The sequence below is a fragment of the Streptomyces capillispiralis genome (assembly GCF_007829875.1).
Classification (GTDB): Bacteria; Actinomycetota; Actinomycetes; order Streptomycetales; family Streptomycetaceae; genus Streptomyces; species Streptomyces capillispiralis.
Genome location: NZ_VIWV01000001.1, coordinates 1,262,395 through 1,284,861, shown reverse-complemented (window position 1 = coordinate 1,284,861; position 22,467 = coordinate 1,262,395). Strand labels below are relative to the sequence as shown.

At 74.4% G+C, this 22,467-nt stretch carries 18 protein-coding genes; 12 read left to right on the top strand and 6 right to left on the bottom strand.

Annotated elements, in window-relative coordinates; genetic code table 11:
- Positions 1-85: 85 nt before the first annotated feature.
- A complete protein-coding gene (locus FHX78_RS05100; RefSeq protein ID WP_145866272.1) occupies positions 86-1,891 on the bottom strand; it encodes a 3-hydroxyacyl-CoA dehydrogenase family protein in 1,806 nt (601 codons plus the stop codon).
- Positions 1,892-2,295: 404 nt separating this feature from the next.
- Between FHX78_RS05100 and FHX78_RS05095 the strand changes: the two genes are divergently transcribed.
- The gene (locus FHX78_RS05095; RefSeq protein WP_145866271.1) at positions 2,296-2,901 is read left to right on the top strand and encodes an adenylosuccinate lyase; all 606 of its coding nucleotides are present in this window, start codon (positions 2,296-2,298) and stop codon (positions 2,899-2,901) included.
- Between the two features lie 4 nt (positions 2,902-2,905).
- Here the strand turns inward: FHX78_RS05095 and FHX78_RS05090 are convergent, their stop codons facing one another.
- The 4 genes from FHX78_RS05090 to FHX78_RS05075 form a co-directional block, all read right to left on the bottom strand.
- Complete coding sequence (locus FHX78_RS05090) at positions 2,906-3,409, bottom strand: GNAT family N-acetyltransferase (protein ID WP_145871653.1); 504 nt, start codon at positions 3,407-3,409, stop codon at positions 2,906-2,908.
- Positions 3,410-3,429: 20 nt separating this feature from the next.
- Complete coding sequence (locus tag FHX78_RS05085; protein ID WP_145866270.1) at positions 3,430-3,828, bottom strand: RidA family protein; 399 nt, start codon at positions 3,826-3,828, stop codon at positions 3,430-3,432.
- A gap of 56 nt (positions 3,829-3,884) precedes the next feature.
- A complete protein-coding gene (locus FHX78_RS05080; protein ID WP_145866269.1) occupies positions 3,885-5,465 on the bottom strand; it encodes an alpha/beta hydrolase in 1,581 nt (526 codons plus the stop codon).
- Between the two features lie 137 nt (positions 5,466-5,602).
- Positions 5,603-6,640, bottom strand: coding sequence for an Rv2578c family radical SAM protein (locus tag FHX78_RS05075; protein WP_145866268.1), 1,038 nt, complete (start codon positions 6,638-6,640; stop codon positions 5,603-5,605).
- Positions 6,641-6,801: 161 nt separating this feature from the next.
- On the opposite strand from FHX78_RS05075, the gene FHX78_RS05070 reads away from it, so the two are divergent.
- The 11 genes from FHX78_RS05070 to FHX78_RS05020 all read left to right on the top strand — a co-directional run bounded on the left by FHX78_RS05070 (position 6,802) and on the right by FHX78_RS05020 (position 22,084).
- On the top strand, positions 6,802-7,245 hold the full coding sequence (locus FHX78_RS05070; RefSeq protein ID WP_145866267.1) for an SRPBCC family protein: 444 nt from the start codon (positions 6,802-6,804) through the stop codon (positions 7,243-7,245).
- 194 nt (positions 7,246-7,439) lie between these two features.
- Complete coding sequence (locus FHX78_RS05065; protein WP_145866266.1) at positions 7,440-9,827, top strand: MFS transporter; 2,388 nt, start codon at positions 7,440-7,442, stop codon at positions 9,825-9,827.
- Between the two features lie 144 nt (positions 9,828-9,971).
- Positions 9,972-12,443, top strand: coding sequence for a SpoIIE family protein phosphatase (locus FHX78_RS05060; protein WP_145866265.1), 2,472 nt, complete (start codon positions 9,972-9,974; stop codon positions 12,441-12,443).
- Positions 12,444-12,586: 143 nt separating this feature from the next.
- Positions 12,587-13,309, top strand: a complete 723-nt coding sequence (locus FHX78_RS05055) for a class I SAM-dependent methyltransferase (RefSeq protein ID WP_145866264.1) — start codon at positions 12,587-12,589, stop codon at positions 13,307-13,309.
- A gap of 114 nt (positions 13,310-13,423) precedes the next feature.
- Positions 13,424-14,257 carry a M55 family metallopeptidase gene (locus FHX78_RS05050; protein WP_145866263.1) on the top strand — a complete coding sequence of 278 codons (834 nt, stop codon included), beginning with the start codon at positions 13,424-13,426 and terminating at the stop codon, positions 14,255-14,257.
- Positions 14,250-15,554 carry a M20/M25/M40 family metallo-hydrolase gene (locus FHX78_RS05045; RefSeq protein ID WP_145866262.1) on the top strand — a complete coding sequence of 435 codons (1,305 nt, stop codon included), beginning with the start codon at positions 14,250-14,252 and terminating at the stop codon, positions 15,552-15,554. Before FHX78_RS05050 ends, FHX78_RS05045 begins: the two co-directional genes overlap by 8 nt.
- A gap of 16 nt (positions 15,555-15,570) precedes the next feature.
- Complete coding sequence (locus tag FHX78_RS05040; RefSeq protein ID WP_167531687.1) at positions 15,571-17,526, top strand: S9 family peptidase; 1,956 nt, start codon at positions 15,571-15,573, stop codon at positions 17,524-17,526.
- A complete protein-coding gene (locus FHX78_RS05035; protein WP_145866260.1) occupies positions 17,523-18,455 on the top strand; it encodes a S66 peptidase family protein in 933 nt (310 codons plus the stop codon). Before FHX78_RS05040 ends, FHX78_RS05035 begins: the two co-directional genes overlap by 4 nt.
- A 65-nt stretch (positions 18,456-18,520) precedes the next feature.
- Complete coding sequence (locus FHX78_RS05030) at positions 18,521-19,078, top strand: GNAT family N-acetyltransferase (RefSeq protein WP_145866259.1); 558 nt, start codon at positions 18,521-18,523, stop codon at positions 19,076-19,078.
- Positions 19,079-19,158: 80 nt separating this feature from the next.
- Positions 19,159-20,058, top strand: coding sequence for an arginase family protein (locus FHX78_RS05025; RefSeq protein WP_145866258.1), 900 nt, complete (start codon positions 19,159-19,161; stop codon positions 20,056-20,058).
- Between the two features lie 40 nt (positions 20,059-20,098).
- Positions 20,099-22,084, top strand: coding sequence for a DUF5107 domain-containing protein (locus FHX78_RS05020; RefSeq protein WP_145866257.1), 1,986 nt, complete (start codon positions 20,099-20,101; stop codon positions 22,082-22,084).
- Positions 22,085-22,100: 16 nt separating this feature from the next.
- Here the strand turns inward: FHX78_RS05020 and FHX78_RS05015 are convergent, their stop codons facing one another.
- Entirely contained in the window at positions 22,101-22,448 is a 348-nt protein-coding gene (locus FHX78_RS05015) for a VOC family protein (protein ID WP_145866256.1), read from the bottom strand.
- Between the last annotated feature and the right edge of the window lie 19 nt (positions 22,449-22,467).

Genomic DNA, 22,467 nt, shown 5'->3' with positions numbered 1-22,467 from the left:
ACCGGGGGCGGGTGGCGGGAACCGGTCGGGGTCCAGCAGCCCGCCCCACTCCGTGCCGCCCCGCAACCGGTCGCCGGGAGGCCGCTCAGCGCTTGGCATATTCGCGGAAGCCTCGGCCGGTCTTGCGGCCGAGGCAGCCCGCGGCCACCAGGTGCTCCAGCAGCGGCGCCGGGGCGAGCCCCGGGTCGCGGAACTCGCGGTGCAGCACCTTCTCGATCGCCAGCGAGACGTCCAGCCCGACGACGTCCAGCAGCTCGAAGGGGCCCATCGGGTAGCCGCCGCCCAGCCTCATCGCCGCGTCGATGTCGTCGAGGGAGGCGTAGTGCTCCTGCACCATCTTGATCGCGTTGTTGAGGTACGGGAACAGCAGCGCGTTCACGATGAACCCGGCCCGGTCGCCGCAGTCCACGGCGTGCTTGCGGATCGTGCCGCAGACCTCCCGCACGGTGGCGTGCACGTCGTCCGCGGTCAGCACCGTGCGCACCACCTCGACCAGCTTCATGGCCGGCGCGGGGTTGAAGAAGTGCATGCCGATCACGTCCTGCGGGCGCGAGGTGGCGCGGGCGCAGGCGACGACCGGGAGGGACGACGTGGTGGTGGCGAGCACCGCGCCCGGCCTGCACACCTTGTCCAGTGTCGCGAACAGCTGCCGCTTGACCTCCAGGTCCTCGGCGACCGCCTCGACCGCCAGGTCGACGTCGGCGAAGTCGTCGTAGGTGCCCGTCGGGCGGACCCGCTCCAGGGCCCCGGCGGCGACTTCGGCGGTCATCCGGCCCTTGTCGACCGAGCGCGCGAGCGACTTCCCGATCCGCCCCTTGGCCGCCCGCGCCTTCTCCTCGCTGCGGGCGGCCAGGACCACCTCGTAGCCCGCCTTGGCGAACACCTCGGCGATCCCGGAGGCCATGGTGCCGGAGCCCGCGACACCCACCGAGCGCACCGGACGGCCCGCGGCGGGGGAGGCGCCCTCCGGCGGGGTCAGCGCGTCCCGCACCACGGTCCCGCTCCCCGGCGCCTCGTACGTGTAGAAACCGCGCCCGGCCTTGCGGCCCGTCAGGCCCGCCTCGCTGAGCTGCCGGAGGACCGGCGCCGGGGCGTGCAGCCGGTCACCGGACTCGGCGTACATGGCCTCCAGGACCGTGCGCGCGGTGTCGACGCCGATCAGGTCGAGCAGCGCCAGCGGGCCCATGGGCAGCCCGCAGCCCAGGCGCATCGCGGCGTCGATGTCCTCCCGGGAGGCGTAGTTGGCCTCGTACATCGCGGCGGCCTGGTTGAGGTAGCCGAACAGCAGGCCGTCGGCGACGAATCCGGGCCGGTCGCCGACCGCGACCGGCTCCTTGCCCAGGTCCAGGGCGAGGTCGGTGACGGCGGCGACGGCCGCGGGGGCGGTCAGCACGCTGGAGACGATCTCGACCAGCTTCATGGCCGGCGCGGGGTTGAAGAAGTGCATGCCCAGCACCCGCTCGGGTCGGGCCGAGCCGGCCGCGAGACGGGTCACGGACAGCGCGTTGGTGCCGGTCGCCAGGACGGTCTCCGGTCGCACGATCCGGTCCAGTGCGGCCAGGATCTGCTGCTTGATCTCGTACGACTCCGGCGCCACCTCGATCACCAGGTCGGCGCCGGCCGCGGCCGTGAGGTCGGTGGAGGTGGTGACGCGGGCCAGGAGGTCCGTGCGCTGCCGCTCGGTCAGCCGGCCGCGCTCCACGGCGCGGGCGGTCGAGGACTCCAGGGCGGCGACGCACCGCGCGGCCTGGGCCTCGCTGATGTCGACGCCGACCACGTCGCGGCCGGCGGCGGCCAGGACCTCGGTGATGCCGGTGCCCATCGTGCCGAGGCCGACCACGGCGACGGTCCGGAGCGGGGGCAGGGAGGGGTGGGACAGGGGAGTGGCCATCGAGGGACTCCAGGAATGAGGGTGACGACGGAAAACACGCCCGGGTGCGCCTCGGGGGCGCACCGGGTGCGTGCGGGATGGCGGGTGTGGTCCGGGCTGCGAGCGCACACGCCCGGGCCGTCGGCGGATCCCCGGCCGACGGGCAAGGCCCGGGCGGGGAGGGCGCGCACACGCCCACGACGACGGCGGATCCGACCGGCCCTGTCCCGGGGCCGAGCCGTACTGCGGTGCACAGGGCACCGAACCGACCGCGACTCACGGCGGCCGCGTCACCAGACCGCTGTGAGGAGGTACACGAGGGGTAACTCGCTCGTCTGAGCTTAACTCGCGGGTAACGAGCGCGCCAGCCCCCGGGTTTGTGATGTACGTCCCGAGCGGCCCACCGCGCGCCTAGTCTCGGGGACATGGACGAAGAGTTGCGAACGCTCACGGAGCGCTTACGGACGGAGTCCGGAGGATCGGCGGCGTACGACCGTCTCCTGGCCGCGCGGGACCCCGACACCCTGGCCGCCGTCCTCACCGAACCCGGACAACCGCTGTGGGCCCGCGAACTGGCCGCGTTCCGGCTGGGACTGGCGGGGGACCGGCGGGCCTTCGAGGCCCTGGTGCTCCTCCTCAACCACCGGGACCCCCCGCGCTGCGCCTCCGCCGCGCACGCCCTCGCCCGTCTCGGCGACCCGCGCACCGCCCGCGCGGCCGCCGCCCTCGCCACCAACGAACTCCGCGTCGCCTACGCCCTGCACCCGGTCCGCCTGCTGACCGCGCTGCGCGCCCCCGAGGCCGTCCCCGCCCTGATCACCACGCTGCGACGCCGGCTGAGCCCCCACGATCCGTACCGCAAGGTCGCCCTCGCCTGCGTGGAGGGGCTGGGCGAACTCGGCGACGCGCGCGCCGAACCCGTGCTGACCGATGCCCTCGCCCACCCCGCGCTCGCCGAGGCGGCGGTGCGCGCACTGTCCCGCATCCCCCGGCAGCGGGGCTCCGGGCGGCGCGTCCCCGGGCAGCGGTAGCCCGTCAGCCGGCGAGCTCCTTCACGTACCGCACCTCGGGCACCTCGTCCCCGCCCACCGCGAAGGTCTCCACGGCGCCGTCCGCGCGGAAGCCCGCCCGCTCGTAGAAACGGCGGGCGGGGGCGTTGCCCTGGAGGACCCACAGGTACATGCGCCGGTGGCCGGCGGCGGCGCAGCGGCGCGCCGCCTCGGTGAGCAGCGCCCGCCCCACGCCCCGGCCGATGTGCTCGGGGCGCAGGTACAGGGCGTACAACTCGGCGTCCCCGGTGCGCCGGTCGCCGTCCCGGTACGGGCCGAACGCGGCCCACCCGGCGACCTCGCCGCCGCCCGTCTCGGCGACCAGGTTCACCACGCCGCCGTCGCCGCGCAGCAGGCGCTCGCGGTGCCGCGCGGCGTCCTCCGCCACGTCGAGCCCGTCGAGGTACGGCTGCGGGACCAGCCCCCGGTAGGCGTGCTGCCAGCCCCCGATCCGGATCTCGGCGACGCGCTCGCAGTCGTCCGCGGTCATGGGCCGCAGCACCGGACCGGTCACGCGTCCACCACCGCGAGCGCCTCGATCTCCATCAGGAACTCCGGGCGGACCAGGCCCGCGACCCGGACCGCGGACGCCGCCGGCAGCCGGTCGTCGGGTATGTGCGCGGCGCGGGCCGCGCGGACGGCCGGCAGGTGCGCCATGTCCGTGACGAAGTAGGTGAGCTTCACGACGTCGTCGAAGGTGGCGCCGGCGGCGGCCAGGCAGCGGCGCAGGTTCTCGAACACCTGCCGGGCCTGGGCTCCGGCGTCGCCCTCGCCGACGAGCCCGCCGTCCTCGTCGAGCGGGAGCTGTCCGGAGACGGCGACGAGCCGGCCCGTGCCCGTCACCACATGGGTGTACTGGGCCGCCGGGGCCACGCCGTCGGGAGCGGGGATGCGGGTCAGGTCGCTCATGGGGCCATGATGGACCACGGGTGTGACAGCCCCGTCCCCGACGGGTCGTCAGGCGCTCAGCCCCGGAAGCCGAGCAGCCCGTGCAGCGTCGAACCGCGGGCCGTCGTCGGCGCCGCCTTCGACGTCAGCGGCTTCGGGTCGGGCAGCGGCGCGCACACCGCGTCGGCCTCCCCGTGACCGCCCCGCGGCACGGTCCCGTCGGCCAGATAGGCGGCCAGGTGCCGGTCCAGGCAGGCGTTCCCGCTCAGTGTGATGCCGTGGTTGCCGCCGCCCGACTCCACCACCAGGCTGGAGCGGTCCAGCAGCCGGTGGACGGTGGCGGCGCCCTGGTACGGGGTGGCCGCGTCGTGCGTCGCCTGGAACAGCAGCGCCGGGGGCAGCTTGCTGTTGCGGATGCGCTCGGGCCGCAGGTGCCCGGTCGGCCAGAACGCGCACGGAGCGTTGTACCAGGCGTTGTTCCAGGTCATGAACGGTGCCCGTTCGTACGCCTCCCAGTTGTCCTTGCGCCACTGCCGCCAGTCGTCCGGCCAGGAGGCGTCCCGGCACTCCACGGCCGTGTAGATGCTGTAGCCGTTGTCGCCGGCGGCGTCGACGGCGCCGAAGTTCTCGAACGCCTCGATCAGCGGCTCGGCGTCCCGGTCGTTCACGTACGCCGAGAACGCCTGGGCGAGATACGGCCAGTAGCCGTTGTAGTAGCCGCCCGGGATGTAGGTGTCCTCCAGCTCCGCGGCGCCCACCTTGCCGCCGGCCGGCTTCTCCTTGAGCGCCGCGCGCATCGCGTACCACTCGGCCTCGACCTTCTCCGGGTCGGTGCCCAGCCGGTAGGCGGAGTCGTGCCGGGCGACCCAAGCCATGAAGGCGCGGTGGCGCTCGTTGAAGGCGTGGTCCTGGTTCAGGTTGGCGTCGTACCAGACCTCGGTGGGGTCGACGACCGAGTCCAGGACCAGGCGCCGCACCCGCTCCGGGAACAGCTTGGCGTAGACCGCGCCCAGGTACGTGCCGTAGGAGTAACCGAAGTAGTTGATCTTCTGTGCGCCCAGCGCCCGCCGGATCACGTCCATGTCGCGCACCGCGCCGGCCGTGTCGATGTGCGGCAGCAGACCGGCGTACTTCCGGCCGCAGGCCTCGGCGAAGGACCGGACCCGCGCGAGGTTGGCCTGCTCGACCTCGGGCGTGGTCGGCACCGTGTCGGGGCGCACGTGGCCGAAGTGGCCCGGTACGCAGTCCAGGGCGGGCTCGCTCGCGCCGACACCGCGCGGGTCGAAGCCGATGACGTCGTACTGCGCGGCCACCTGCCGGGGCAGCGACGACGCGACGAACCCGGCGAGCGTCAGACCGCTGCCGCCGGGGCCGCCCGGGTTCACCAGCAGGGGGCCCTGGTACTTCTCCGCGGTGTGCGGGATCCGGGACAGGGCGAGCGTGATCCTCCGCCCGGCCGGGTCGGCGTGGTCGAGCGGCACCTCGACGGACGCGCACTGCAGCGCCGGGTAGTCGTCGGTGCCGCACGGCTTCCACGCGGCCCGGGCGACGGGGAACGGCTCCGTGGCGCGCGGGGTGCCGGCCTCGGCGGGCACGGCCGTGAGGCTTCCGGCCACGACGGCGGCGGCACCGCACAGCACGGCTGCGCTTCTTCTCATGGGGGTCCTCCCAGGACGGAGGTGCTGCGGACCGCGAGGCTCACGACCCACGCGGCATCGTCCCGGTATGGGACCCCTTCTGAACGTTTTCCGTCGATTCTTGACCCGATCGGGCCGCTGGATGCGCTCGAACGACCCTAGAGGAGCGTGAGTTGGGTGGGCTCCGTCGCCGGCTCCGGGGCGGGCTCCGGGGTCCGGGCGCGGCGCGGCATTCCCGCGCCGGCCGGGCCAATGCCGTACTCCTGGGCCAGCTCGTGCACCTGGCCGGTGACGCGGCGCTGATACCACTTCGGGGCGTAGGCGCCCTCCGCGTACAGCCGCTCGTAGCGGTGGACCAGGTGCGGATGGTGCCGCGCGAGCCAGGACATGAACCACTCGCGGGCACCGGGCCGCAGGTGCAGCACCAGGGGGGTGACGGAGGTGGCCCCCGCGGCCGCGATCGCGCGGACGGTCGCCCGCAGTTGCTCCGGACGGTCGCTCAGGAACGGGATCACCGGCGCCATCAGCACCCCGCAGCCGATGCCGCGCCCGGCGAGCGCGCGGACCACGTCCAGCCGCCGTTCGGGCGCCGGCGTGCCCGGCTCGACCGTGCGCCACAGATCCTCGTCGGTGAAGCCCACCGACACCGAGACGCCGACGTCCGTCACCTCCGCGGCCTGCTCGATCAGTTCCAGGTCGCGCAGGATCAGCGTGCCCTTGGTGAGGATCGAGAAGGGGTTGGCGTGGTCGCGCAGGGCGGCGAGGATGCCCGGCATCAGCCGGTAGCGGCCCTCCGCGCGCTGGTAGCAGTCGACGTTCGTGCCCATCGCTATGTGCTCGCCCTGCCAGCCGCGGGAGGCCAGCCGGTGGCGCAGCAGCTCGGGCGCGTTGACCTTGACCACGATCTGGCTGTCGAAACCGAGCCCGGTGTCGAGGTCCAGGTAGCTGTGCGTCTTGCGGGCGAAGCAGTAGACGCACGCGTGGGTGCAGCCCCGGTAGGGGTTCACCGTCCACTCGAACGGCATGCGGGAGGCCCCCGGCACCCGGTTGACGATCGAGCGGGCCCGGATCTCGTGGAAGGTGATGCCGCGGAACTCCGGCGTGTCGAAGGTGCGGGTGGTCACCGCCTCCGCGCCGAACAGCGCGGCCTCGGCCCGGCTGTGTCCGGAGTCCGGGGTGAGGTTCTCCCAGCGCATGACGCCTCCTTCGATGGCACGGGACCACACAATAGAACACTTGTTCCCATGATCGTGCGAGCGACATCTTCGGTCACTTACGGAACCCCGATTTGGGCGGCCGGGTACGCGGGTGGTTGGCTTGCCCCGACCCCTGAGAACCCATGCCCTGGAGGAAAGCGATGGCGCAGGTCGAGGCCACTACGGAGCGGATCGTCGCGGCGGACGCGGAGACGGTGTTCGATGCCCTCGCCGACTACAGCGGCACCCGCGCGAAGGTGATGCCCGAGCAGTACAGCGAGTACGAGGTGCGCGAGGGCGGCGACGGCGAGGGCAGCCTGGTGCACTGGAAGCTCCAGGCCACCAGCAAGCGCGTGCGCGACTGCCTGCTGGAGGTCACCGAGCCGGCCGACGGCGAACTGGTCGAGAAGGACCGCAACTCCTCCATGGTCACCACCTGGCGGGTCACCCCGGCCGGCGAGGGCCGCTCCCGGGTCGTCGTGACCACCGTGTGGAACGGGGCCGGCGGGATCGGCGGCTTCTTCGAGAAGACCTTCGCGCCCAAGGGCCTCGCCCGCATCTACGACGCCCTGCTCGCGCGGCTCGCCGCCGAGGTCGAGAAGTAGTCCGGACGGCCGGGCGCCCACCGGGCGGCCCGGCCGTCCGGTCGTCCAAGGTGCCCGAACCGGCGGGGAGTTGGCTTCTCACCGGTTCGGGTGATCTCATTGCGGCCCTTCTCTGTCCCGTAACTCGCCGCGCTTGCTCGTAGTTGTCGCTTTCACGCAGGAATGGTCCGGCGTTGCGACGAGGGGAGTGGCACATGGGCGGGATCACTCCGGCGCGGGACGAGCCGGTCACGGCGCCACCCGCGGTGGGCCCGCCGCCCCCGGCACCGGCCCCCGCGCCCGGTCCGGGCCCGCTCCGGGTCCGGCTGGTCCTCCTCGCGCTGATGTCGGCGCTGCTGCTCGCCGCCCTGGAGCAGCTGACCGTCGCCACCGCGCTCCCGGAGATCGTCGGCGAACTGCACGGCCAGGACCGGATGTCCTGGGTGATCACCGCCTCCCTGCTCACCGCCACCATCGGACTGCCGGTCTACGGCAGGCTCGCCGACGTGCTCGGCCGCAAGGGCGTCCTCCAGTTCGCCGTCCTGGTCTTCGTCGTCGGCTCCGCCCTGGCCGGCCGCGCCGCCACAATGGACCAGCTGATCGCCTGCCGCGCGCTGCAGGGCGTCGGCGCGGGCGGCCTGATGACCGGCGTCCAGGCGATCGTCGCGGACATCGTGCCCGCGCGGCGGCGCGGCCGGTTCACGGGACTGATGGGCGCCGCCTTCGGACTCGCCTCCGTCACCGGACCGCTGCTCGGCGGCTACTTCACCGACCACCTCTCCTGGCGCTGGTGCTTCTACGTCAACGTGCCCCTCGGCCTCGTCACCATGGCCGTCGTCGCCCTGGCGCTCAAGCTGCCGAAACCGGCCGCCCGGCCCCGCCTCGACGTCCTCGGTGCCCTCCTGCTGGCCGTCGTCCCCACCTGCCTGGTCCTGCTGGCCAGTTGGGGCGGCACCCGGTACGCCTGGGACTCCCGCGTCGTGCTCGGCCTCGGCGCCGGCGCCGCCGCGGCCACCCTGCTCTTCCTCCTCGTCGAGCGCCTCACCGCCGAACCCCTGCTCCCGCCGCGGCTGTTCAGGGACTCCGTCTTCACCGTCAGCGCGCTGGTGGGCCTGGTGACCGGGGCCGCCCTGTTCGGCGTCGCCGGCTATCTGCCGACGTACCTGCAGATGGTCCACGGGGTCTCCGCCACCGGGTCAGGACTGCTGATGCTGCCCCTGACGGGCGGCATCGTCGGCGCCTCCGTCCTCTCCGGGCAGCTCGTCAGCCGCACCGGCCGCTACCGGAGCCATCCCGTCGTGGGCTGCGCCCTCGCCGTCACCGGCATGTGGCTGCTGTCCCGCCTGGAGCCCGGCACGCCCCGGCTGCACTTCGGGATCTGGACGGCCGTCCTCGGCGCCGGGATCGGCATGGTGATGCCGGTGCTGGTCCTCGCCGTGCAGAACTCCGCGCGCCCCGCCGACCTGGGCGCCGCCACCAGCGCCCACACCTACTTCCGGCAGATCGGCGGCAGCGTCGGCGCCGCCGTCGTCGGCGCCCTCCTGGCCGGCCGGCTCACCGACGCGCACCCGCCCGCGGGCGCCGCGCCGCACGACGCCCGCCCGCTCACCCCGCAGTTCGTGCACGCGCTGCCGCCCGAGCTGCGCGACGCCCACGTCCAGGCCTACGCCGACACCGTGCCGAGCGTCTTCCTCCACCTGGTGCCGGTGCTCGTCCTCGGCCTGCTCACCGCCTTTTTCCTCAAGGAGAAACCCCTGGTGTCCCACCACACCCCCATCGCCGACCCGGCACAGGAAGCACCCCGCACCGACCCGCGCGTACCGGGGGCCCGTTCGCCGCACACCGGCGGCGTTCCCGTCTGCGGGACCGTGCAGCACCCCGACGGCACCGCCGTACCCCGCGCGGCGCTCACCCTCGTCGACGTCTCCGGACGGCAGACCGGGCGGGGCGCCAGCGGCGAGGACGGACGGTACGCGCTCGCCACGCCCGGCCCGGGCGCGTACGTCCTGATCGCCGCCGCGGGCGGCCACCAGCCGCAGGCGGTCTCCGTGACCGTCGGCGAGCGGCCCGTCGAACTCGACGTCGTCCTCGGCGGCGCCGGCCGGCTGGCCGGCGGCGTCCTCACCGCCGACGGCACCCCCGTGCGGGACGCCGCCGTCACCCTCACCAACGTCCACGGGGAGGTCGTCGCCAGCACCCGCAGCGGCCGCGAGGGCGGCTACGTCATCAGCGAACTGGTGGCGGGCGAGTACACCCTCGCCGCCAGCGCCCCCGCCTTCCGCCCGGCCGCCCTCCCCGTCACCGTCCAGGCGGCCCGCGAGACCCGCCAGGACATCGAGCTGGCCGGCGGCGCCGTGCTGCGCGGCACGGTGCGGGCGGGCGGCGGACGGCCGGTCGAGGAGGCGCGCGTGACCCTGCTCGACGCGGCGGGCAACGTCGTCGACACCCTCACCACCGGACCCGACGGGATCTTCCGGTTCGTCGACCTGTCGTCCGGCGAGTACACCGTGATCGCCACCGGGTACCCGCCGGTCGCCACGGTGCTGCGGATGGCGGGCGGCGGACGAACGGAACGCGACCTTCAGCTCGGGCACGAGGACTGAGGCGGCAGGTCGCGCGCGGGCACACGCGCCGGTGCGGGCTCCGGCGGGCAATTCCCGCGTTGCCGCACATCGCGGCCGACCGGGGCCGTACGGTGGTGACGGCGGTACAGATCTTGCGCAGCCGGGGGAGAGAGGGCCTGGGCCATGGAACGTGGCACCGAGCAGGACACACCCCCCGGTCACCGCGCCCGGGACGCACCGGCGGCCGCGGACGGCGGTGCCGGCCGGATCCCGCTGGCCGTGGTCGTCGTCGACCGCGACGGACTCGTCTCCCACTGGAGCAGGGGCGCGCGGCGGCTGTTCGCACTCCCCAAGGAGGAGGCGCTCGGCCGCCCGGCCGTCGACCTGCTCCCCGTGACCGGTGCGCTGCCCGAGGAAGGGGAGGACACCCCGTACGGGGAGTACGCGGCCTACGACGGTCCGGGGCCCGGCCTCGGCGCCTCCCTCGGCGGCGGGCCGGCCTACCCCGCCGCGGGCCGGGCCCGCCTCGCCGCGTCCGGGACCGACCGCGTCGAGGTGCTCTGGTGGGCCTACCCCCTGGTCGGCCCGGGGCGGGAGCGGCTGCTGGTGCTGGCGGCCGACGCGGACGGACTGCGCACGGACGGGGCCGGGGCGTACGAACGCATCGCGCCCGGCTTCGCCCGGCACACCGACCTCCCCGGCGCCGAGGACCTCGCCCGCCGGCTCCCCGAGATCCTCCCCAGCATGAGCGTGGGCGACAGCGCCCGCATCGTCTCCCAGGTCCTCGAACTCGGCTACCCGGTCCTGGAGTTCAGCCAGAACGACCGGGTGCCGGTCACCCCCGACTGGGGCGTGCCCCGGCGCGCCGAACGCCGGCAGCGACGGGAGCGGGCCGCCCGGGCGCCGGCGGCAGGCGAGCCGGGGCCCGAGGAGCTGCGGGACGAGGGCGAGGACCTCGAGTACGCGGCCGTCAGGGAACGCCTGGAGTTCCTCAACGAGGTCAGCTCCCGCATCGGCACCTCCCTCGACCTCTCGCGCACCATCGTCGAGGTCAGCAAGGCCGTCGTGCCCCGCTTCACCGACGTCGCCGGCACCTATCTGCGCGAACAGGTCGTTGCCGGCGAGGGGTTCGACGAGGGCGTGCCGGACACCACCACCATGTGGCACCGGGTCGCGCTGGAGCACACCGACGAACCGGGCCGCTGGGAGGACGTGGTGCCGGTCGGGGAGGCCATGCCCTTTCCGGCGCACACGCCGTTCTTCCAGTGCATGACCACCGGCGAACCCGTCCTCGTGCCGCGCATCAGCGAGGAGATGGGCCATGCCATCGCCTCGCAGTTCGACAAGCGCGACATCCGGCCGCTGATCACCGGCCGCTCCATGCTGGTCGTCCCGCTGAAGGCACGTCACGCCGTCCTCGGCTTCATGATCCTGCTGCGCCACCCGGAGCGGCAGGTCTTCAACGACATGGACCGGGTCACCGGCGCCGAACTCGCCGCCCGCGCGGGCCTGGTGCTCGACAACGCGCGCATGTACACGTACCAGGAGAACGTCGCCGAGACGCTCCAGGACAGCATGCTGCCGCACATCCCGCCGCGCATGGCGGGCTGCGACATCGCCACCCGCTATCTGCCCGGCACCCTGCTCGGCCGGATCGGCGGAGACTGGTTCGACGCGGTGAAACTGCCCGGCGCCCGCACCGCGTTCGTCGTCGGCGACGTCATGGGCCACGGGCTGAACTCGGCCGCGATGATGGGCCAGTTGCGCACCGCCGTGCAGACCATGGCCGGACTGGACCTGCCGCCCGCGCAGTTGCTGCGCAACCTCGACGACCTCGCCCAGCGGCTCGGCGACACCTACCTCGCGACCTGTCTGTACGCCGTCTACGACCCCATCGCCGGCGAGCTGAGCCTCGCCAACGCCGGGCACATCCCGCCCGTCCTGGTCCGGGCCGCCGACGGGCGCAGCGAACTGCTCGACCTGCCCACCGGGGCGCCCATCGGCGTCGGCGGGGTGCCCTTCGAGGCGGTGCGCGTGCCCGTGGAGCCCGGCGACCGGCTGGTGATGTGCACCGACGGGCTGGTCGAGGTGCGCGGCGAGGACATCGGCGTCGGCCTCGCCACGCTGTGCGAGTCCGCCGCCCACCCGGCCGCCTCCATGGACGACGCCTGCGACGCCATCGTCCGGGCCCTCGCGGTGACGTTCTCGGAAGCGGGTCGCGGCGGCCGCAAGGACGACGTGGCCCTGCTGATGGCCCGGCTGGGCGGCATCGAGCCGGACGCCGTCGCCGAATGGCGGCTGCGCCCCGACCCGTCGGAGGTGGGCCGGGCCCGCGCGGCGGTCCGTGAGCGACTGCACGACTGGGGGCTGCCGAAGCTCGTGGACAGCACCGAGCTGATGGTCAGCGAGCTGGTCACCAACGCCGTACGGCACTCCCACGCCCGGCCCGTCGCCCTGCGGCTGGTGCGCGGGGACACGCTGCTGTGCGAGGTGGAGGACGACGACCACGAACTGCCCACGCTGCTCAACGCCCGCCCGGCGGACGAGTTCGGGCGCGGGCTGCGCGTCGTCAGCACCCTGGCCCGTGAGTGGGGGACGAGCCGGACGGCGGCCGGCAAGAGCGTGTGGTGCGAACTGACGCTGCCGCGCCGCTGAGCGCCGGTGGCGCGACGGCGCACCACCGGTTCGCGTGAACGGTGAAGGCGTGCGCCGTGTCCTTGTCCGCGCGCCCGGGGCGCGATACACCGTACTGGCCCGTCACACGGGGCGGGCCGGCGTCGCACCCGAGGAGTTTGGGCATGAGCGTGACCAGTCGGTACCGGGAGGCCTGGGAGGGCTTCTGGCGTGAGGCACCGGACGGGCCGGGGGCCGTGCTCTGGGACGCGGAACCCGCCCTGACCGCGGCCCGCCACCTCACCCTGTTCGCACCGCACCTGTCCGACCCCGGCCTGCCCCTGGTGGACCTCGGCTGCGGCAACGGCACCCAGACCCGCTTCCTCGCCGACCGCTTCCCGCGCGTCGTCGGCGCCGACCTGTCCTCCGCCGCCCTGGACCGCGCCCGCGGCGCCGACCCGGCCGGCCGGGCGGAGTACCGCCGGCTGGACGCCGCCGACAGGGCCGCGGTGCGGGCACTGCACGCCGAGGTCGGCGACGCCAACGTCTACCAGCGCGGAGTGCTGCACCAGAGCGAGGCCGACGACCGGCAGGCGCTGGCGGACGGCATCGCCACGGTGGTCGGCGACCGCGGCCGCGCCTTCCTCGTGGAGCTCTCCGAAGCCGCCGGGGCGGCGCTGAGGAGCCTGGCGGCCGGCCCCGGAGGGCCGCCGCCCAAGCTCGCGCCGGTGCTCCGGCACGGCATAGCCCCCGGCGAGGTGGCCGACGCGGCCGTGCCCGGGTTCCTGACCGCGGCCGGACTGACCGTGCTGACGAGCGGCACCCTGCCGCTGACCACCACGGAGTACGGCCCCGACGGCACCCGCGTCGAAGTGCCGTCCCTCTGGTACGTGGCGGGACGCGCCTAGATTCCCGGGCCGGCGGGCCCGGCGCGGTACCGCAGGGGCCCGCCACCGGTCTGGACCGGTGGGAGTTATCCACAGGCTGGCCGGAAATCCGCCGAAGCACGTAGCGTGTGCCGCATGAAGATCCTCATCAGCGCCGACATGGAGGGCGCCACCGGTGTCACCTGGCCGGCCGACGTGCTGCCGGGGACTCCCCAGTGGGAGCGGTGCCGGTCGATGTTCACCTCGGACGTCAACGCCGCCGTCCAGGGCTTCTTCGACGGCGGCGCCGACGGGGTGCTCATCAACGAGGCCCACTGGACCATGCGCAACCTGCTGCTGGAACAGCTGGACGACCGGGCCGAGATGCTCACCGGCCGGCACAAGTCCCTCTCCATGGTGGAGGGCGTGCAGCACGGCGACGTCGACGGCATCGCCTTCATCGGCTACCACGCCGGCGCCGGCATGGAGGGCGTCCTCGCCCACACCTTCCTCGCCAACTCCATCACCGGCGTGTGGGTCGACGACGTACGCGCCAGCGAGGGACTGCTGAACGCGCACGTGGTCGCCGAGTACGGGGTGCCGGTGGTCCTCGTCACGGGTGACGACGTCGCCTGCGAGGACGCCCTCGGCTACGCCCCCGAGGCGCTGAAGGTCGCCGTCAAGGACCATGTGTCGCGGTACGCGGCCGTGTGCCGCACACCGGCCCGCACCGCCGCCGACATCCGCGCGGCCGCCAAGGAGGCGGCCGCGCTCGCGGTGCGCCGGGAGCCCGTGGACGGCGGGCCGTTCACGGTCGCCGTGGAGTTCGACGCCGAGCACCTGGCGATGGCCGCCACCGTCGTGCCGGGAGTCACCCGCACCGGTGAGCGGAAGGTGGCGTACACCAGCGGGACCATGTACGACGGGATCCGCACCTTCAAGGCGGTCACCACGATCGCCTCGGCCGCGGTGGAGGAGCAGTATGGCTGACGAGCGGGCCCTGGACGAGGTCGTGACGTTCACGTCGGACCTGATCCGGATCGACACGACCAACAGGGGCGGCGGCGACTGCCGGGAGCGGCCGGCCGCCGAGTACGCCGCCGCACGGCTCGCCGAGGCCGGCCTGGAACCGGTCCTCCTGGAGCGCACCCCCGGACGCACCAACGTGGTCGCCCGCCTGGAGGGCACCGACCCGTCGGCGGACGCGCTGCTCGTCCACGGCCACCTGGACGTCGTCCCGGCCGAGGCCGCCGACTGGAGCGTGCACCCCTTCTCCGGGGAGGTCCGCGACGGGGTCGTCTGGGGCCGCGGCGCCGTCGACATGAAGAACATGGACGCGATGATCCTCGCCGTGGTGCGGGCCTGGGCCCGCGAGGGCGTCCGGCCCCGGCGCGACGTGGTGATCGCGTTCACCGCCGACGAGGAGGCCAGCGCCGAGGACGGCTCCGGCTTCCTCGCCGACCGGCACGCCCACCTCTTCGAGGGCTGCACCGAGGGCGTCAGCGAGTCGGGCGCGTTCACCTTCCACGACGGCGACGGGCGGCAGCTCTACCCGATCGCGGCCGGCGAGCGCGGCACGGCCTGGCTGAAGCTCACCGCCCGCGGCCGGGCCGGCCACGGCTCCAAGGTCAACCGGGAGAACGCGGTGACCCGTCTCGCCGCCGCCATCACCCGCATCGGCGAGCACGAGTGGCCGCTGCGGCTCACCCCGACGGTGCGGGCCGCGCTCACCGAACTCGCCGCCGTGTACGGCATCGAGACCGACCTGTCCGACGTGGACGCCCTGCTGGACAAGCTGGGCACCGCCGGGAAGCTGGTCGAGTCCACGGTCCGCAACAGCGCCAACCCGACCATGCTGGACGCCGGCTACAAGATCAACGTGATTCCGGGCGAGGCCGTGGCACACGTCGACGGACGGTATCTGTCCGGCGTCGAGGACGAGTTCCGCGCCACCATGGACCAGCTCACCGGGCCGGACGTCGACTGGGAGTTCCAGCACCGCGAAGTGGCCCTCCAGGCACCGGTGGACTCGCCGACGTTCGCCCGGATGCGGGCCGCGGTCGAGGCGTTCGCCCCCGAGGGACACGTGGTGCCGTACTGCATGTCGGGCGGCACCGACGCCAAGCAGTTCTCCCGGCTGGGCATCACCGGCTACGGGTTCGCGCCGCTGAAGCTGCCCGAGGGCTTCGACTACCAGGCCCTCTTCCACGGGGTCGACGAGCGCGTCCCCGTCGAGGCGCTGCACTTCGGCGTCCATGTCCTCGACCGGTTCCTGCGGACGGCCTGAACGAGTGGGGGAGACAGTGCAGACCCTGGCGTACGGCGAGTGGCCCTCGCCCATCGACGCGGCCACCGCCGCGGCCCACGACGGCAGCCCGGAGTTCGCGCGGTTCGTCGGGGACGAGGTGTGGTGGACCGAGCCCCGGCCCGCCGAGGCCGGCCGCCGCACCCTGGTGCGGCGCCGCGCCGACGGCACCGAGCAGTCCGTCCTGCCCGCGCCGTGGAACGTGCGCAGCCGGGTCATCGAGTACGGCGGCCTCCCCTGGGCGGGGACCGTCGGGGACGACGGCGGCCCGCTCGTGGTGTTCGTGCACTTCGCCGACCAGCGCCTGTACCGGTACGAGCCCGGCGGCGAGCCGCGCCCGCTCACCCCCGTGTCCCCGGTCGGGCAGGGGCTGCGCTGGGCCGAGCCGGTCCTGCTGCCCGAACGCGGCGAGGTGTGGTGCGTCCTGGAGGAGTTCACCGGCGACGGCCCCGGTGACGTGCGCCGCGTCCTGGCCGCCGTACCGCTGGACGGATCCGCCGCCGAGGACCGCGCCGCGGTGCGCGAACTGAGCGACGGGCGGCACCGGTTCGTCACCGGACCGCGGCTGTCGCCGGACGGCAGGCGCGCCGCCTGGATCGCCTGGGACCACCCGCGCATGCCCTGGGACGGCACCGAACTGCTCGTCGCCGACGTCACCCCCGACGGCACCCTCGGGGCAGCCCGCACGGTGGCCGGCGGACCCGAGGAGTCCGTCGCCCAGGCCGACTGGACCCACGACGGCCGGCTGCTGCACAGCAGCGACCGCACCGGCTGGTGGAACCTCTACCGCGACGGGGAGCCGCTGTGCCCGCGCGAGGAGGAGTTCGGCGGCCCGCTGTGGAAGCTCGGACACCGCTGGTTCGCCCCGCTGGACGGCGGCCTGATCGCCGTCCTGCACGGCAAGGGCCCCCTCGCGCTCGGCGTACTCGACCCGGAGACCGGCGAGGTGGTCGACGCCGCCGGACCCTGGAGCGAGTTCTCGCCCTCCCTCGCGGCGCACGGCGAGCGGGTCGTCGCCGTCGGGGCCGGACCGCGCAGCGCCCACGAGGTGGTGGAGCTGGACACCCGGACCGGACGGGCCCGCGTGATCGGCGCCGCGCATCGGGACGCCGTGGACCCCGCCTACTACCCCGAGCCGCGGGTCCGCACGTTCACCGGACCCGACGGCCGCGAGATCCACGCCCACCTCTATCCGCCGCACCACCCGGACTGCACCGGCCCCGCCGGCGACCTGCCCCCGTACGTGATCTGGGCGCACGGCGGACCCACCGGCCGGGTGCCGCTCGTGCTCGACCTGGAGATCGCCTACTTCACCTCGCGCGGCATCGGCGTCGCCGAGGTCAACTACGGCGGTTCCACCGGGTACGGGCGCGCCTACCGCAACCGGCTGCGCGAGCAGTGGGGCGTGGTCGACGTCGAGGACTGCGCCGCCGTCGCGCTGGCCCTCGCCGACGAGGGCACCGCCGACCGGAGCCGGCTCGCCGTGCGGGGCGGCAGCGCCGGCGGCTGGACCACGGCCGCCTCGCTCACCACGACCGACGTGTACGCCTGCGGCACCATCGTCTACCCGGTGCTCGACCTCACCGGCTGGGGCAGCGGGGAGACCCACGACTTCGAGTCGCGGTACCTGGAGAGCCTGATCGGCCCCCTCGCCGAGGTCCCCGAGCGCTACGCGGAACGCTCGCCCGCCGCGCACGCCGACCGGCTCACCGCGCCCTTCCTGCTGCTCCAGGGACTGGACGACGTCATCTGCCCGCCCGTGCAGTGCGAGCGGTTCCTGGCCCAACTGGCCGGCCGCGGAGTGCCGCACGCCTACCTCACCTTCGAGGGCGAGGGGCACGGCTTCCGGCGGGCGGAGACGATGGTGCGCGCCCTGGAGGCCGAACTGTCCCTGTACGCCCAGGTGTTCGGGCTGAAGCCGCCCGGCGTGCCGGTCCTGGAGCTCGGCACGTGAGCGGGGTACGAGCGCTGCGCCGGCCGGCCCGGCTGGCGCCCGGCGCCCGGGTGGCCGTCGTCGCGCCCAGCGGCCCGGTGCCCGAGGAGCGGCTCCAGGCCGGGCTGGACGTGCTGCGCGGCTGGGACCTCGACGCGGTGGCGGCCCCCCATGTGCTGGACCGGCACGGTGAGTTCGGCTACCTGGCGGGCAGCGACGCCGACCGGGCCGCCGACCTCCAGGCCGCCTGGTGCGACCCGGCGGTCGACGCGGTGATCTGCGCCCGCGGCGGCTACGGCGTGCAGCGCATGGTCGACCTGCTGGACTGGCCGGCGATGCGGGCGGCCGGGCCGAAGGTGTTCGTCGGGTTCAGCGACATCACCGCGCTGCACGAGGCGTTCGCGGTCCGGCTCGGTCTCGTCACCCTGCACGGGCCGATGGCGGCGGGCGTCGACTTCGTGAAGAGCGCGCGGGCCCAGGAGCATCTCAAGGCCACCCTCTTCACGCCCGAGACGGTCCGCACCGTCCGCTCCGACGGCACCGCGCTCGTCCCGGGGCGGGCGCGCGGGATCACTCTCGGGGGCTGCCTCTCCCTCCTCGCCGCCGACCTCGGCACCCCGCACGCCAGACCCTCCGCGCGCGGTGGACTGCTGTGCCTGGAGGACGTGGGGGAGGAGACCTACCGGCTCGACCGCTGCCTCACCCAGCTGCTGCGGGCGGGCTGGCTGGACGGGGTCGCCGGGCTGCTGCTCGGATCCTGGGCGCGCTGCGAGCCGTACGACGGGGTGCGGGCGATGCTCGCCGACCGGCTCGGCGGCCTCGGTGTGCCGGTGGCCGAACAGTTCGGGTTCGGGCACTGCGACGACGCGCTCACCGTGGCCTTCGGCGTGGCGGCGGAACTCGACGCGGAGGCGGGGACCCTGACCCTGGACGAGCCGGCACTGCGCTGAGCCCGCCCGGCGGCGACGGGATCCGGTGTCGCGCGCGGGCCGCGGGCCCGTCGTAGGCTGGCGGGATGCCGCACTCCGCTTCCCGCTACCTCGCCGAGGGCCGCCGCGTGGGACTGCGTCACTTCACCCCGGCGGACGGCGCCGAGTTCACCACGCGCGCCCGGCAGAGCAAGGACCTGCACCACCCCTGGCTGTTCCCGCCGGACAGCCCCGGGGCGTACGCCGCGTACGCGGCGCGGCTGATCGAGGACCCGACCAAGGCGGGCTTCCTGGTCTGCGAGAAGGAGGCGGACGGCGCCCTCGCCGGCTTCATCAACATCAACAACATCGTCGAGGGCGGCTTCCAGTCCGGTGCGCTGGGCTACGGAGCCTTCGCGCACGCGGCGGGGCGCGGACTGATGCGCGAGGGGCTGGACCTGGTGGTGCGCCACGCCTTCGGCCCGATGGGGCTGCACCGGCTGGAGATCAACGTGCAGCCCGCCAACGCCGCCTCCATCGCCCTGGCCCGCGCCTGCGGTTTCCGCCTGGAGGGCTTCTCGCCGAAGATGCTGTTCATCGACGGGGCCTGGCGCGACCACCAACGCTGGGCGATCACCCGGGAGATGACGGCCGCCTCCGGCTGACGCCCCACGCGGGGACGGACAGGTGCCCTCCCGCGCAAGGTCGTTGAAGACCGAACACCCCGTGGGCGAGGATGATCCGCATGCGGAACATCGTCGTGGTGGACGCCCCCTCCAACCTGGGCCTGCGTCCGCCCGCCCCCGGCACCGTGCCCGGCTGCCACAAGCTGGCCGGCGCACTGCGTGAACAGCGGATCGTCCAGCGGCTGAAGGCCGTGGAGGGTGGGGTGGTCGTGCCGCCGCGCTACGACCGGGGCGACTGGCAGGAGGGCGACGGCGTCTTCAACGCCGCCGCCCTCGCCTCCTACACCCGCAAGCTCGCCGACCGCGTCGAACACCATGTGCGCGCCGGTGACCTGACCGTCGTCCTCGGCGGCGACTGCTCCGTCCAGCTCGGCGCCTCGCTCGCGCTGCGCCGCCTCGGACGGTACGGGCTGGTCGCGGTGGACGCCTCCCCTGACTTCCGCCACCCCGGCAACTCGGACGGCATCGGGGCGGCCGGCGGCGAGGAGGTCGCCCTGGCCACCGGGCGCGGCCAGGAGGACCTCACCGACCTGGAAGGACTCCGGCCCTACCTGCGCGACGAGGACGTGCGGTTCTTCGGCATCCGCGACTACTTCGAGGAGGAGCGCGCCGAACTCGCCGCCCTGAAGATCCCCGTCGTCACCGTCGGGGACCTGCGGGAATGGGGTGCCGACGCGCTCGCCCGCACCACCGCACAGTCCTATGCCGCGCCGGGACTCGACGGCTTCTGGGTGCACCTGGACGCCGACGTCCTCGACCCGTCCGTCATGCCCGCGGTCGACAGCCCCGACCCGGACGGCCTGCACCCCGGCGAACTCCTCGCCCTGCTGCGCCCGTTGCTCACCTCACCGCACTGCGCCGGCCTCACGGTCACCATCTACGACCCCGACCTCGACCCGGACGCCACGGCCGGGGCCCTGCTCGCCGACACCGTGGTGGCGGCCTTCGGGCGAACCTGACGCCTTCCGCACCTGTTCAGGCGGGCCCGCGGCGGCTTCCATGGAGATCGTGACGACGATCCGACATGAGGTTCTGACGCTGCCCGCCGCACACCTCGGCCGGGACAACCCGCTGCCCCCACTGCGCCCCCTCGACGAGACGCACCGCGTAGAGGACCGCGACAAGGCCGGCCTGCCGCGCGACATGGCCCGGCAGATCGGCTACGCACCCCTGCACAGCCTGCTGCCCGTGCGCGTCCGCGACGGCTACGACCGGCGGCGCGAACCCCGCACGGTCGACGCCCTGGTGATCGAGAACGACCGGCTGCGGGCGACCGTGCTGCCCGGGCTCGGCGGCCGGATCGCCTCCCTCGTCCACCGGCCCACCGGCCGCGAACTCCTCTACCGCAACCCGGTGTTCCAGCCCGCCAACTTCGCCCTCAACGGCGCCTGGTTCTCCGGCGGCGTCGAATGGAACATCGGCGCCACCGGCCACACCACCCTGTCCTGCTCACCCGTGCACGCCGCCCGCGTCCCCGCCCCCGACGGCGGGGAGATGCTCCGGCTGTGGGAGTGGGAGCGCCTGCGCGACCTGCCCTTCCAGGTCGACCTGTGGCTGCCGGACGGCTCCGACTTCCTCCACGTCGGCGTCCGGATCCGCAATCCGCACGAGAAGCCGGTGCCGGCGTACTGGTGGTCCAACATCGCCGTCCCCGAGGACTGCCGCGTCCTCGCCCCGGCGGACGAGGCCTGGCACTTCGGCTACGAGCGCCGGCTGCGCCGCGTACCCGTCCCGGTGTACGACGGCGTCGACCGCACGTACCCGCCGAACAGCACCTACGCCGCCGACTACTTCTACGAGGTCCCCGAGCGGCACCGGCGCTGGATCGCCGCGCTGGACGCCGACGGCCACGGGCTGGTGCAGACCTCCACCGACGTGCTGCGCGGCCGGAAGCTTTTCGTGTGGGGCCGGGGCCCCGGCGGGCGGCGCTGGCAGCAGTGGCTCACCGAGCCCGGCACCGGCGGCTACTGCGAGATCCAGGCGGGCCTGGCCCGCACCCAGTTGGAGCACGTCCGGCTGGACGCCGAGGACGAGGTGTCCTGGCTGGAGGCGTACGGGCCGTTCGCCGCGCGCCCCGAGGGGGAGTGGGCCGACGTACGGGCAGAGGCGGAGAACCGGCTCGAAGCGGCGCTGCCGCGCGCCGCGGTCGACGCCGCCTACGCGGCCTGGCGGCCGTACGCCGACACCGAACCCGGCGAGCGGCTCGCGGCCGGCTCCGGCTGGGGCGCGCTGGAGGTGCTGCGCGCCGGCTGGAAGCTGCCCGGCACGCCCTTCGAGGAGAGCACCCTGGGCGAGGAACAGGAACCCTGGCTGCACCTGCTGCGGGCCGGCTCCCTCCCCGAGCGGCCCGTCGGCCGCCCGCCCGGTGGCACGCTCGTCGCCCGGCCCTGGCGGGACATGCTGGAGACGGCCCCCGCGACGCCGCTCGCCGAATACCACCTCGGGGTCGCCCAGTGGCACGCCGGCGACCGGGCGCAGGCGGTGCGCAGTTGGGAACGGGGCCTGCGGGACGCTCCCGCGCGCTGGCCGCTGCTGCGCTGCCTCGCCGTCGCCGACCAGGAGGAGCGCCACCCCGAGCGGGCCGCCGAACGGTACGCGGAGGCCTTCGACGACCTCTGCCGCGACCGCGGCGCCCACGGTGACGGGGGTGACGGGGGTGACGAGGACGGTGAGTGGGCGGCGCTCGCCGCCGCGCTCGGCCGGGAGGCGGTCGAGGCGCTGCTCGCCGTCGGGCGTGCCGGGGAGGCGCGGGCCGTATGGGAGCGGCTGGACCCGGCCACCCGGACCCGTGGCCGGTTCCGGCTGATCGAGGCCGGGCTGCTGCTCGCCGAGGGGCGGCGGGACCGGGCCCGCGCCGTCTTCGACGCGGGCTTCGAGGTCGCCGATCTGAGGGAGGGGGACGAGGTCATCGGGCGGCTGTGGACCGAGATCACCGGCGAACCGCTGCCGGAGCGCCACGACTTCCGGATGCGGCCCACGCCGTGAGGCGTGCCCGTGCCGGTCAGGCGCGGCGGTCCGCGTACTCGTAGACCGCCCCGTCCGGGTGCCGTGCGATGAGGTTGCGGCCCACCGGGGTGGGGAGCGGGCCCGCGATGATGTCCGCGCCCATCCCGGCGAGCACCTCGCGGGCCTCCTCGACGTCCTGCACCGCGATGGTCGCCGCGACCTTGCGCAGCACGTCCAGTTCGGCCGCGGGACCGCTCATCAGCAGGAAGCAGCCCACCGCGGCGACCTCGACGCCGCCCCGCTCGAACCGGAGGGCTCTGCCGCCCGCCAGCCGCTCGTAGAAGGGGATGGCGGTCTCGATGTCGTCGACGCAGACGCGCAGTGTGGCACCCAGAATCTCCATGGGGAAGAGCCTAGTTGGG

Coding starts and splice junctions, on each gene's coding strand:
- FHX78_RS05100 (WP_145866272.1), bottom strand. CDS start 1,891: ATGGCCACTCCCCTGTCCCACCCCTCCCTGCCCCCGCTCCGGACCGTC.
- FHX78_RS05095 (WP_145866271.1), top strand. CDS start 2,296: ATGGACGAAGAGTTGCGAACGCTCACGGAGCGCTTACGGACGGAGTCC.
- FHX78_RS05090 (WP_145871653.1), bottom strand. CDS start 3,409: ATGACCGCGGACGACTGCGAGCGCGTCGCCGAGATCCGGATCGGGGGC.
- FHX78_RS05085 (WP_145866270.1), bottom strand. CDS start 3,828: ATGAGCGACCTGACCCGCATCCCCGCTCCCGACGGCGTGGCCCCGGCG.
- FHX78_RS05080 (WP_145866269.1), bottom strand. CDS start 5,465: ATGAGAAGAAGCGCAGCCGTGCTGTGCGGTGCCGCCGCCGTCGTGGCC.
- FHX78_RS05075 (WP_145866268.1), bottom strand. CDS start 6,640: ATGCGCTGGGAGAACCTCACCCCGGACTCCGGACACAGCCGGGCCGAG.
- FHX78_RS05070 (WP_145866267.1), top strand. CDS start 6,802: ATGGCGCAGGTCGAGGCCACTACGGAGCGGATCGTCGCGGCGGACGCG.
- FHX78_RS05065 (WP_145866266.1), top strand. CDS start 7,440: ATGGGCGGGATCACTCCGGCGCGGGACGAGCCGGTCACGGCGCCACCC.
- FHX78_RS05060 (WP_145866265.1), top strand. CDS start 9,972: ATGGAACGTGGCACCGAGCAGGACACACCCCCCGGTCACCGCGCCCGG.
- FHX78_RS05055 (WP_145866264.1), top strand. CDS start 12,587: ATGAGCGTGACCAGTCGGTACCGGGAGGCCTGGGAGGGCTTCTGGCGT.
- FHX78_RS05050 (WP_145866263.1), top strand. CDS start 13,424: ATGAAGATCCTCATCAGCGCCGACATGGAGGGCGCCACCGGTGTCACC.
- FHX78_RS05045 (WP_145866262.1), top strand. CDS start 14,250: ATGGCTGACGAGCGGGCCCTGGACGAGGTCGTGACGTTCACGTCGGAC.
- FHX78_RS05030 (WP_145866259.1), top strand. CDS start 18,521: ATGCCGCACTCCGCTTCCCGCTACCTCGCCGAGGGCCGCCGCGTGGGA.
- FHX78_RS05025 (WP_145866258.1), top strand. CDS start 19,159: ATGCGGAACATCGTCGTGGTGGACGCCCCCTCCAACCTGGGCCTGCGT.
- FHX78_RS05020 (WP_145866257.1), top strand. CDS start 20,099: ATGGAGATCGTGACGACGATCCGACATGAGGTTCTGACGCTGCCCGCC.
- FHX78_RS05015 (WP_145866256.1), bottom strand. CDS start 22,448: ATGGAGATTCTGGGTGCCACACTGCGCGTCTGCGTCGACGACATCGAG.